This is a genomic window from Enterobacter sp. 296B2, from assembly GCF_034106185.1.
In the GTDB taxonomy this organism is placed as follows: Bacteria; Pseudomonadota; Gammaproteobacteria; order Enterobacterales; family Enterobacteriaceae; genus Enterobacter; species Enterobacter cloacae_N.
Map to the genome: position 1 here is coordinate 25,601 of NZ_JAWNCA010000030.1, position 11,794 is coordinate 37,394.

An 11,794-nucleotide genomic window follows, 5' to 3' on the forward strand; every position below is an offset into this window, starting at 1 on the left:
CCTCGCCCCTCTGGGGAGAGGGTTAGGGTGAGGGGTAAACTACCCCTGCTCCCCCATCATCTCCTTCACCAGCTCGACACAGCGCAGGAAACGCGAGTCGTAGTCCGACTCTTCCACATGCACAAACTCAACGTTGTTTTCGTTGAGCATCTCCACCAGCATGGACTGGAATTCTCGCCTGTCCACCGAGCTGCCGAGGCTGCGCATGCCGTCGGCCACCCACGGGGTATTATTTTCCAGCAGGATCACCAGGTCAAAGCGGTATTCGTCAATCAGCGCCTGCACGAACGGGTGTTCGCGCCCCTCGTACTTTTTACAGAACGCCTGCGTGGTGACGAAATCGGTATCGATAAAGGCCACTTTATTGGCGTATTTCACGGCAAAATCAATGTACTGGGCGTGTCCGAGGGCAATTTTATCGTAGTCCGAATACTGCAATGCCATCTCGTCGCCGCCGAGGTGCGAGAACACATAATCGCGGCCATACTCCCACGCGCTGGTGGTGTTGAAGATGTTCGCCAGCTTGTTGACCAGCGTTGATTTACCGCTCGATTCACCGCCCAGAATAGCCACCGTGCGCACGAAGAACGGCTTCACTTCGGTCGGGATGTAATCCCAGTAGCGGAACGGGTTCTCGCGGATCTGCGCCCCGCTGATGTTCATAAAGGTGCGTTTTGGATCGATCAGCACCGTCTCGATGCCCAGATGCTCGCGGAACTGCGGCGCGTCGGACTCTTCAGAGGTGTAGATCCAGTTAGGCGCAATGCCCTTTTCTTCCATAAACGCTTTGATGCCGTTGCTCCACACGTCCCAGCCGTGCGGGTACGGCTCCATGCCCTCTTCGTTAAAGGCATGAATACGAATGTTTTTCTGGTACTTAAAGGTCTGCAGCAGCCAGCGCAGGCGGTCCGGCACGGTGGGCTGCTGCGACATGGCGCTGTCTTCAAACAGCTGACGGTCGCGAGTTTCGTCGTAACCCATGATGATGTGCAGCTCGTCAACCTGGCTACAGGCGCGCTGGATCAGATAGATATGCCCGGTATGCAGGGGGTAAAACTTGCCGAACACCACGCCGATGTTCTTTTGCATACGCGGGAATTCGAGCCCCAGAAAACGGTGCAGCGCTTCGAGCTTCTGCGCGCTGGGGCTTTTGATTTTGGCGTTCAGCAGTTGGCTCAGGTAGCCTTTGGTCATGCCGCTGGCGTCAGCCACCTGCTGCAGCGTGCAGCCTTTCTGACGGATTGCGGTTTTGATGTAGTCAAATGATGACATAAATTACGGTGCCTCCTGCAAAATCGAATACGTAATTATAAGTCGTCAAAGACATTTAACGCATCTGCGAGTTTCTTAACACCAAAGACCTGCATCCCTTCCGGGATTTTTTTCGGCACGTTAGCTGCCGGAACAATAGCCCGACGGAAGCCGTGTTTTGCTGCCTCGGAGATACGCTCCTGGCCGCTCGGCACCGGACGGATTTCCCCGGCCAGCCCTACTTCACCAAACACCACCAGATCCTGCGGCAGCGGCCTGTCGCGCAGGCTGGAGACCATCGCCAGGAGTAGCGCCAGATCTGCGCTGGTTTCGGTGACTTTAACGCCGCCAACCACATTAACGAACACATCCTGATCCGCCATCTGCAGGCCGCCGTGACGGTGCAGCACCGCCAGCAGGATCGCCAGACGGTTCTGCTCCAGACCGACCGCCACGCGCCGCGGGTTACCCATCATAGAGTGATCCACCAGCGCCTGAATTTCGACGAGCAGCGGGCGCGTGCCTTCCCACAGCACCATCACCGAGCTGCCGGAGGTGATCTCATCGCCACGGCTCAGGAAGATGGCTGACGGGTTGCTGACCTCGCGCAGCCCCTGTTCGGTCATGGCAAACACGCCCAGTTCGTTCACCGCCCCAAAACGGTTCTTGTGGCTGCGCAGGGTACGGAAACGGGAATCCGCGTCGCCGTCGAGCATCACGGAGCAGTCGATACAGTGCTCAAGCACCTTCGGCCCCGCCAGCGAGCCGTCTTTGGTCACGTGGCCGACCATCACAATCGCCACGCCGCGCGTTTTGGCAAAGCGCGTCAGGTAAGCGGCGGTTTCACGCACCTGCGCGACGCTGCCCGGCGAGGACTGAATGTCCGCCATGTGCATCACCTGGATGGAGTCGATCACCATCAGCTTCGGCTGCTCTTCTTCGGCGATCATACAGATCTGCTCGATGCTGGTTTCGGAGAGCATGTTCAGGTTACCGGTCGGCAGGCCAAGACGGTGCGCGCGCATCGCCACCTGCTGGAGTGACTCTTCCCCCGTGACGTACAGGGTTTTCATCTGTTCGGCGAGCTTGCAAAGCGTTTGCAGCAGCAGGGTAGATTTCCCCGCGCCCGGGTTACCGCCGATCAGAATCGCGCTGCCCGGCACCACGCCGCCGCCGAGCACACGGTCAAATTCCTTGAAGCCGGTGGAGAAGCGCGGCAGCGCCTCCAGGCTGATATCTGAAAGTTTTTGTACCTTCGACACGCCTGCATTGCCCGCATAGCCACTCAGGCGTTCATTGCGGGCCACGCTCGGCGAAGCCGCCACACCACGCACTTCGGTGATGGTGTTCCAGGCATGACAGGCGCTGCATTGCCCCTGCCAGCGCGGATAATCCGCACCACATTCATTACAGACAAATGCGCGTTTTGGAGCTTTCGCCACGGTTTACCTCGTTATTTCTGATTAAGGCTGCCGGAGAGAATGCAGAACACCCCCATCAGGTCAGCGTGACGGATAGTCACTTCCGTCTTTTCATTCACTTTTGGCTTGGCATGGTAGGCAATGCCAAGGCCAGCAACTTTGATCATCGGCAGATCGTTCGCGCCATCACCGATGCCGACGGTCTGCTCGACAGGAATGTCATATTTCTCCGCCAGGCGCGTCAGGGTGTTGGCTTTGTACTGGGCATCCACGATGTCGCCGATGACCTGGCCGGTCAGCTTGCCGTCCATGATTTCCAGCTCGTTAGCCACCACGGTGGTCAGATGCAGTTTTTCACGCAGATAATCTGCAAAGAAGGTGAAGCCACCGGACGCAATCGCCACTTTCCAGCCGAGGGACTGGAGCTTCAGCACCAGCTGCGTCAGCCCTGGCATCAGCGGCAGCACGTCGCGCACCTGGCGCAGAATGTTGGCGTCGGCCCCTTTCAGGGTCGCCACGCGCTGGCGCAGGCTGGCGGTGAAGTCCAGCTCGCCGCGCATCGCACGCTCGGTGACTTCCGCCACCAGCTCACCGCTGCCTGCCAGTTTAGCAATCTCGTCAATACACTCGATCTGAATGGCGGTGGAGTCCATGTCCATCACCAGCAGCCCCGGCGTTTTCAGGTGCGGAATTTTGCCGAGCGGCGCAACGTCCAGCCCGGCGTCATGCGCCAGACGCGTTGCGCGCTGCGTCAGGGAACCCGCCAGCCGGATGACCTGGTAATCTTCCACGCACCAGGCCGCTACGATGACCATCGCCGCGCCCAGCCTGGTTTGATACTGGGTCAGGCGTTGCTTATCCAGGCCGCGTCCGTACAGCAGCCAGCCGCTACGGCCAGCGTGGTAATCCAGAGGCATCACCTCATCGCCACTTAACGAGAGCGGCAATCCTGGCCATAAAGAGACATCCGTTGGCAGGTCACACCAGGTAATGTTCGGCATTAAAGCTCCTGTAATTTCGTTCGCGCCGGAAGGTTCCAGAGGGAAAATAACGCATGAGGCTACCCTGTAACCATCACTTCTGGCAACATTAAGCCCTAAATTTTCAGCAGGTGGAATATGGCTCGCGCAAAACTGAAATTCCGGCTTCATCGCGCCGTGATTGTCCTTTCCTGTCTCGCACTGTTAGTGGCATTGATGCAGGGGGCATCGTGGTTTAGTCAGAACCATCAGCGGCAGCGCAACCCGCAGTTTGAAGAGCTGGCCCGCACGCTGGCGCGTCAGGTGACGCTCAACGTTGCGCCCCTGATGCGCACCGAGACGCCGGACGATAAGCGGATAGGCCAGGCCTTGCGTCAGCTTACGGAAAACAGCCGCATTCTGGATGCGGGCGTATACGATGAAAAAGGTGACCTGATTGCCCGCGCCGGAGAGCACGTCGACGTGCGCGACAGACTGGCGCTGGACGGCAAAAAAGCCGGAGGCTATTTTAACCAGCAGATCGTCGAACCCATTCAGGGCAAGAATGGTCCGCTGGGCTATCTCCGCCTGACGCTCGATACTCACACTCTGCCGACCGAAGCCAAACAGGTGGATAATACCACCAATATTTTGCGCCTGATGCTGCTGCTCTCGCTGGCCATTGGTGTCGTGCTGGCGCGTACCCTGCTTCAGGGCAAGCGCACCCGCTGGCAGCAGTCGCCGTTCCTGCTGACCGCCAGCAGATCGGTTCCCGAAGACGAAGAGAGCGAGAAGAAAGAATAGTGATAAAGTAGGCGAACGATTCGGAAAAGGAACTCTGCCATGACGACGTTACGCCTGCTTATCTCTGACTCTTATGATCCCTGGTTTAATCTCGCGGTAGAAGAGTGCATCTTCCGCCAGATGCCCGCCACCCAGCGCGTGCTGTTTCTCTGGCGCAACGCCGATACAGTGGTCATTGGCCGCGCGCAAAACCCGTGGAAAGAGTGCAATACGCGGCGTATGGAAGAGGACAACGTCCGTCTGGCGCGCCGCAGCAGCGGCGGCGGCGCGGTGTTTCACGACCTCGGCAATACCTGCTTCACCTTTATGGCGGGTAAACCGGAGTACGACAAAACCATCTCCACCTCGATTGTCCTTAACGCGCTGAATTCACTCGGCGTGACGGCGGAGGCGTCGGGGCGGAACGACCTGGTGGTGAAAACGCCCGAGGGCGACCGAAAAGTCTCCGGCTCCGCCTACCGCGAAACGATGGATCGCGGCTTCCACCACGGCACCCTGCTGCTGAACGCCGATCTGAGCCGTCTGGCGAACTACCTGAATCCGGACAAGAAAAAGCTCCAGGCGAAAGGGATCACCTCCGTGCGTGGACGGGTGGCGAATCTGGTGGAACTGCTGCCGGAGATTACTCACGAGCAGATTTGCGACGCGATCCGTGACGCGTTCTTTAAACATTACGGCGAGCGCGTGGATGCGGAAGTGATTTCGCCGGATAAAACCCCGGATCTGCCCAACTTCGCCGAAACCTTTGCCCGCCAGAGCAGCTGGGAGTGGAACTTCGGTCAGGCCCCCGCGTTTTCTCATCTGCTGGACGAACGTTTTACCTGGGGCGGTGTAGAGCTGCATTTTGACGTGGAGAAAGGCCATATCACCCGCACGCAGGTATTTACGGACAGCCTCAACCCGGCACCGTTAGAAGCGCTGGCGGCCCGCTTGCAGGGCTGTTTGTATCGGGCAGATATGCTGCAGCAGGAATGCGACGCGTTGATTGGGGATTTTCCAGAGCAGGAAAAAGAGTTGCGAGAATTATCGCAATGGATAATAAATGCGGTTCAATAATACTGAATATCCCACTAAAGCCTACGAAATAGCTTTAGTGGGGTAATTATATTTAATTTACATTTAATAACAGCAATACAATTAACTTTATCATTCCATTATTTATTTAGCCCTTCTTAAAACACGCTTCAAATAATCTAACTAGATGCTTTCCCCATCCGAAACGAGAATGTAGGTTCGCAAGATAATATTAATTATCCACTCCGCGATCTCCTCACAATTTCGTTAAGGATTAACGATGAAAAAGTTATTAATTGCAACAACCGTTGCTATGGCACTTTCCGCGGCTGCGCACGCGGCAGACTCAACCGCACTGTTAAAAGTTCAGGGTGTCCTGACTAACGACGCCTGTACCCCAACGCTGAGCGGCGGCGGTACCGTTGATTTCGGCACCACCTATGTTGATACGCTCTCGTCAACGAATACCAACCAGCTCGGTAAAAAAGACATCACGCTGTCTATCGCATGCTCGGCCCCCACAGCCTCAGTTGCCTGGGGCATAGAAGATAACGTCGGTTCGCCTGCAGCGGTAGGCATCACCAACCCTGGCTTCACCACGGGTGGCAATGTTTATGACGATCAAACAGATGTCCAGTTTGGCGTAGGCAGTACCACTGGTGGAGTCAAAATTGGCGCCTATGCCGTTACGATTGATAAAGCAAACTCAACGGCTGATGGCGTCGCGCAGAACGTTATTACGGCATACTCCACTAATTTCATGGGGTGGTCTGGCTTTAATGACGGTAACCCCCGGGATTACGTTACACATGATGGACAAGTATATTCGCTGGGAACGTCTGCATACATACCCGTCGCCTTTACCAACGCCGTCTTCCCGTTGCGCGTAGCCCTCGCCGTGGATAAAACCAGCACGCTGGCGATTACTGACGATACCCCAATTGCTGGTCAGGCAACCATTACGCTTTATTACCTGTAATCCCTTTTCGTGCCGCTGATATTGGCGCGATGAATTAACCGTTAAGGAACAACGATGAAAAAGATTTTACTTGCCAGTGCCGTCGCGATGGCGCTGACCGCCGCAGGCGCGAACGCAGCCTCTACCGCTGTACTGAAAGTGACCGGCCTGCTCTCTGTTGAAGCCTGCACCCCGACCCTGAGCGGCGGCGGCGTAGTGGACTACGGCCGTATCCACCTGTCTGAACTGTCTGCCACCACCGACAACCAGCTGGGCACCAAAGACATCTCCCTGACCATCAATTGCCCGGACGCCGGTGCGAAAGCGGGCTGGACCATTACCGATGACAGCGCGGCGTCTCGCGCTACTGGCGTGACCATCACTAACGGCGATGCCGCAAACGGTTCAGTAAGCAGCGCAGACCAGTCCTACGGCGTGGGTCTGGCAGGCGACGTGAAAATCGGTGCTTACTCGGTTTATACCGATGTCGCCAACGTCCTGGCTGACGGCGTAAGAGTGGATCCGATCTTCGGTGCGGCAACCACCCCGACCTGGGCGAAATCCACCACCGGTATCATCAAAAACGGCAATGCCGAAATGATGACCGTGGCGGCCACCGGTACCACTGCACCTCTGGCTTACAGCACTGCAGTATTCCCGCTGAAGGTTTCTCTGGCGATTGAGGACACCACTACGCTGGCCATTACGGATGATACCAACTTGTCAGGCCAGGCCACGATCACCGTGAAATATCTCTAATTATCACCGCGATAATGAATGAACCAGGCCTCCTTTTATTGAGGAGGCTTTTTTATCAGGTTAAAGGAATAATCTCGATGTCTGTATCATCCTCTCTTTGCAAACTGGCGCTTGCCGCCCCATTTCTGTTTTCTGCCTTTGTTACGCAGGCGAATGCCGCGGGCATGGTGCCGGAAACAACGCTGCTGGTGATTGATGAATCCACCCACAGCGGCGTGATGAACGTCAAAAACACCGATAACGGCCCTGCGCTGCTGTACACCACCATTATCGATCTACCCGATGACACCGGCATCAAGCTGGACGTGACTCAGCCCGTCGTTCGCGTCGAGCCAGGCCAGCAGCAGCAGCTGCGCTTTATTATGCAGAACACGCAGCCGCTCACGGTTGAGCACCTCAAACGCGTGACGTTTGAAGGCATTCCACCAAAAAGCACCGATAAAAACATGAAGATTGGCTTCAACATGCGCCAGGATCTGCCGGTGCTCATTCGCCCTAAAAACCTGCCCGTGGTCACCGATGCCTGGAAGCTGCTGACCTGGTCCGGCAGCGGCCAGACAATCAAAGTGAAAAACCCGTCTGCTTACGTGGTTCGCCTGGCGCAAAACGTCACTTTCCTGCCGTCCAATACCACAGGGAAGCTGCAAAAAACCTATATCCTGCCGGGCCAGACGCTGGACGTCAGCGTGGCGAAAGGCATTACCGGTGATAAATCCGTGCGTTTCTATCCAGCCAGCCGCTACGGCATTAGTGTTCCGGATTTCACCGCGCCGTTAGGCCAATAATAATAAATATAATGAGAGTTAATGCGTGAACAACCTGAACCTTGCCTCTTTGATTCGAGCAGCACTTTACTGCTCGCTGACAGTTTCACTGATCCCAGGCTCGACGTTGCTGGCGAGGGAAGTGACCTTTGATACGGATATTCTTGCCACGCGCGGGATCAGTAAAAACCTGGCGGATTACTTTGCCGAAGCGCCGCGTTTTCTTCCTGGAAGACATACCGTTTCGGTCAAAATTAACGGCGTGGACAAAGGGTCACTGGCAGTGCTTTTTGGCGATAAAGGTCAGGTGTGCGCTGATGAGGACTTTCTCAGCGCCATGGGCTTAATGCCCTTGCGCATCGGAAAGAATGAATCCTGCCACAATTTGCTCGCGGATTATCCCTCTGCCGTCATTAACGCCATGCCCGGCAACGAAACGCTGGAGTTTTATTTACCGGCAGAAGCCCTGGATAACGGTTTTCTGACCCCGCAAAACTTTATTAAGGGCGGTACCGCCGGGCTGTTAAACTACAACCTGTTCAGCAGCCGCAGTGAATATAGCGGTTCAGAAAGCCAGGATTATACCCAAGCCAACCTCGAAGCCGGGTTTAACCTCGCGGAGTGGGCGGTACGTAGCCGCTACATGATCACCGACGACAACGGGAAATACCGTTCAGACAGCCTGTATACCTACGGTGAACACGTGTTCCAGTCACAGAAGGTTCGCGCGCAGGTCGGGCAAATTAACGTTCAGTCTCAGCTTTTCGGCGGTGCGGCCATCAACGGCGTACAGTTTATTCCCGAACAGGGTTTAGCGCAGGATACGCCTGGCGTTACTGTTAAGGGGCTTGCGCGGGGCAACCAGGCACGCGTTGAAGTTCGCCAGTCAGGACAGCTGATTTACTCCACGCTGGTTAACGCAGGGCCGTTCAGCCTTGAAAACGTGCCCGTTGTCCGCAGCAACGCCAACCTCGACGTCAGCGTGGTGGAAACCGACAACTCCATTACCCGCTTTACCGTGCCGTCCTCTTCGTTCAACTTCCAGGTATCGCGCCCGGTGGGCCTGGCGATGTCGCTGGGCCGCGTTCGCGACGTCGACAGCGATTACGCCATGCCCTGGGTCTACAACGTTTCCGACGGATGGCGTCTCGACAGGGACTGGATCACCACCGCATCCGGCGTACTCGCCCAGGACTACCAGGCCGTCGGGGGCATGCTGCAGTGGCTCCCGGCTGATCGCATGACGCTTTCCGGCTCGCTGCTGGGCAGCAAAGCAAACTACGGCGAATCGCAGCAGGGGGCGAAGGGAGAACTGAGCGCCGGGATGTCGATGCCGGGCAACCTGAACGTCAGCTTAAGCGCGGCGAAATACAGCACCGGCTATCGCGAGCTGACGGAAGCCCTTGTCGACGACTTTGACGGTTATCAGGGCAGCTACAGCGCGAACCTGAGCTGGAGCAATAATATGCTGGGTACCTTCTCTCTGGGCTATTACGGCTATCAGGCAACCAACGACAGCGATGATACCCGCAACGTGATCGTCTCCTGGAGCCAGTCGTTCAAATACATGAATATTACTGCCAACTGGCAGCACGCCGTGAATCAGCAGTCGGACGACGACGACGGCAGCACGCTGAACGACGACGATATGTTTTACGTCAACGTCAGCTTCCCGCTGGGATCGCAGCGTGTCGGTGCGTATATGCGCAGCCAGGGTGAGAAGACCAACTATGGCCTGCAAAATAGCGGTTCTCTGGGACAGGACACAAACTACTACCTCTCTGCCGATCGTGATGACCAGAATCACGAAAACAGCTTCAACGGCAACATTAATACCAACCTCCATTACACCCAGCTCGGTATTGGAGGAGGAACCACTGGCAGCGACCAGCGCAACTACAGCGCAACGCTCTCCGGCGGGATCGCCGCGCACCAACATGGCCTGACCTTCTCGCCATACGAGGTGAAAGAGACCTTCGGTATCGCTCGTCTGAGTGAACCTGAGAGCGGCATTGAAATCTCCACGCCTCAGGGCCGCGTCTGGACCGACCGCTGGGGTCAGGCCGTCGTTCCTGAAATGACGGAGTGGCGGAAGTCACGTATCGAAGTGAACGCCAACACCCTACCGAAGAGCATGGACCTGGCTAACGGGATCAAAAATATCTCGGCAGCCCACGCCGCCTTCAAAGAGCTGAATTTTGAGGTACTGAACACCCGCCGCGTCATGCTGGAAGTGAAACAGGCTGACGGCAGCTGGTTACCGAAAGGCACCAGTATTGTGGATGAGAAAAACAACTATCTGGTCAGCACCGTCGATGACGGGCGCATTTTCGTTTCCGATATGTCGAAAAGTCCGACGCTGTATGCCGTGGATGACAATATGCAGCGCCTGTGCCGCATTAAATACACGCTGAGTGACGTTCAGGACAAAGAAGCGTTCTATGAAATGGCGCAAGGAGTTTGCCAATGAGTTCCCGGGGAAAATATCTGCTGATTGCCGTTGCAGTCTTATCTTCACTTTCAGCCCGCACGGCCCTGGCGGATGATGAATGCCAACTCTCCTTTACCAACAGCGGCGTCAGCTTTGGCCTGCTGAAGCAGAATGACGTCGTGGAGGCAAAACAAGGCTGGAACCAGATGCCGTCCAGGGAGATCAACGTCAACGTCAACTGCCCGGAAAGCCAGCCCATCGCCCTGTTTATCCAGGGGCGCGCCGGGGAAAAAGGCCGTTTCTACTTTGGTGATAACAGCGGTCTGGCAGTGCGCGTGAGCAATATGGTGGTGGACGGAAAAAGCTACGCGTTCTCAAAAACGGTCGATCGCACGCGGTTCACCCCGAGCGGAGAGAGCCAGGAAAGCCTGTTACTGCGTAATAACGATGGGATCATTGCCGTCGATAACCAGGCTCCGGTAAGCGGTAGCCATATGAGTTTCACCATGAAATTGACGCCCGTACTTAACGATAGGCAATTTTCATACTCAACGGATATCACAACGCTTGAAAGTGATTTGATGTGGGAAGTGTTAACGCAGCAGTAAGAACATGCCGGGCAGCATGGCTGCCCGGCAAAGACAACATTACTCTTTATCGCCCAGCAGAACGGATTCCAGCGCGATTTTGATCATGTCGTTGAAGGTGGTCTGACGCTCGGCAGCGGTGGTCTGCTCGTGGGTACGGATGTGGTCAGAGACGGTACAGATGGTCAGCGCTTTCGCACCAAACTCAGCCGCGACGCCGTAGATACCCGCCGCTTCCATTTCCACACCCAGGATGCCGTATTTTTCCATCACGTCGAACATCTCGCCGCCGTCCGGTGCATAGAACAGGTCAGCAGAGAAGATGTTACCCACGCGCGCTTCAACGCCCAGCGCTTTTGCCGCGTCGACTGCGTCACGCACCATGCCGAAGTCAGCAATCGCCGCGAAGTCGTGGTCTTTGAAACGCATACGGTTAACTTTGGAATCGGTGCAGGCACCCATGCCGATAACGATATCACGCAGCTTAACGTCCATGCGCACCGCGCCGCAGGAGCCCACGCGGATGATTTTCTTCACGCCGAAGTCGGTGATCAGCTCTTTGGTGTAGATGGAGCAGGATGGGATACCCATACCGTGGCCCATGACGGAGATTTTGCGGCCTTTATAGGTACCGGTGAAGCCCAGCATGCCGCGAACGTTGTTCACTTCACGCACGTCTTCGAGGAAGGTTTCTGCAATGTGCTTCGCGCGCAGCGGGTCGCCCGGCATCAATACGACGTCAGCGAAATCACCCATTTCTGCGTTAATGTGAGGAGTTGCCATCTTCAGTTCCTTTTCATGTAATTTCTCCCTCTCCCTGTGGGAGAGGGTTGGGGTGAGGGCATC

The 11,794-nt window shown here is 56.1% G+C and carries 11 protein-coding genes; 7 read left to right on the forward strand and 4 right to left on the reverse strand.

Translation table 11 applies throughout. From position 1 onward, the window contains the following. Positions 1-39: 39 nt before the first annotated feature. The 3 genes from nadR to serB are packed head-to-tail and all read right to left on the reverse strand — an operon-like array spanning position 40 to position 3,673. On the reverse strand, positions 40-1,272 hold the full coding sequence (gene nadR / locus URZ40_RS18940) for a multifunctional transcriptional regulator/nicotinamide-nucleotide adenylyltransferase/ribosylnicotinamide kinase NadR (RefSeq protein WP_006810194.1): 1,233 nt from the start codon (positions 1,270-1,272) through the stop codon (positions 40-42). Between the two features lie 35 nt (positions 1,273-1,307). Beyond that, positions 1,308-2,693: a DNA repair protein RadA gene (gene radA, locus URZ40_RS18945; RefSeq protein ID WP_003856523.1), complete on the reverse strand. Its 1,386-nt coding sequence runs from the start codon at positions 2,691-2,693 to the stop codon at positions 1,308-1,310. Positions 2,694-2,704: 11 nt separating this feature from the next. Next, entirely contained in the window at positions 2,705-3,673 is a 969-nt protein-coding gene (serB, locus tag URZ40_RS18950) for a phosphoserine phosphatase (protein WP_116342399.1), read from the reverse strand. A gap of 117 nt (positions 3,674-3,790) precedes the next feature. Here serB and URZ40_RS18955 point away from each other — a divergent pair, with 117 nt between their 5' ends. From URZ40_RS18955 to URZ40_RS18985, 7 genes are all read left to right on the forward strand, one after another. After that, a complete protein-coding gene (locus tag URZ40_RS18955) occupies positions 3,791-4,435 on the forward strand; it encodes a YtjB family periplasmic protein (protein ID WP_316379721.1) in 645 nt (214 codons plus the stop codon). A 39-nt stretch (positions 4,436-4,474) separates the two neighbouring features. Then, positions 4,475-5,491 (forward strand): lipoate--protein ligase LplA, encoded by a 1,017-nt coding sequence (gene lplA, locus URZ40_RS18960; RefSeq protein WP_316379722.1) that lies wholly within the window; start codon positions 4,475-4,477, stop codon positions 5,489-5,491. Between the two features lie 238 nt (positions 5,492-5,729). After that, on the forward strand, positions 5,730-6,428 hold the full coding sequence (locus tag URZ40_RS18965) for a DUF1120 domain-containing protein (protein WP_316379723.1): 699 nt from the start codon (positions 5,730-5,732) through the stop codon (positions 6,426-6,428). A 54-nt stretch (positions 6,429-6,482) separates the two neighbouring features. Beyond that, positions 6,483-7,166 (forward strand): DUF1120 domain-containing protein, encoded by a 684-nt coding sequence (locus URZ40_RS18970; RefSeq protein WP_316379724.1) that lies wholly within the window; start codon positions 6,483-6,485, stop codon positions 7,164-7,166. Positions 7,167-7,243: 77 nt separating this feature from the next. After that, a complete protein-coding gene (locus tag URZ40_RS18975; RefSeq protein WP_316379725.1) occupies positions 7,244-7,951 on the forward strand; it encodes a fimbria/pilus chaperone family protein in 708 nt (235 codons plus the stop codon). Between the two features lie 25 nt (positions 7,952-7,976). Continuing rightward, positions 7,977-10,400 carry a fimbrial biogenesis usher protein gene (locus URZ40_RS18980; RefSeq protein WP_316379726.1) on the forward strand — a complete coding sequence of 808 codons (2,424 nt, stop codon included), beginning with the start codon at positions 7,977-7,979 and terminating at the stop codon, positions 10,398-10,400. Beyond that, positions 10,397-10,969, forward strand: a complete 573-nt coding sequence (locus URZ40_RS18985; RefSeq protein WP_316379727.1) for a hypothetical protein — start codon at positions 10,397-10,399, stop codon at positions 10,967-10,969. Before URZ40_RS18980 ends, URZ40_RS18985 begins: the two co-directional genes overlap by 4 nt. A 39-nt stretch (positions 10,970-11,008) precedes the next feature. Here the strand turns inward: URZ40_RS18985 and deoD are convergent, their stop codons facing one another. Beyond that, the gene (gene deoD / locus URZ40_RS18990; protein ID WP_010427122.1) at positions 11,009-11,731 is read right to left on the reverse strand and encodes a purine-nucleoside phosphorylase; all 723 of its coding nucleotides are present in this window, start codon (positions 11,729-11,731) and stop codon (positions 11,009-11,011) included. Positions 11,732-11,794: the final 63 nt, after the last annotated feature.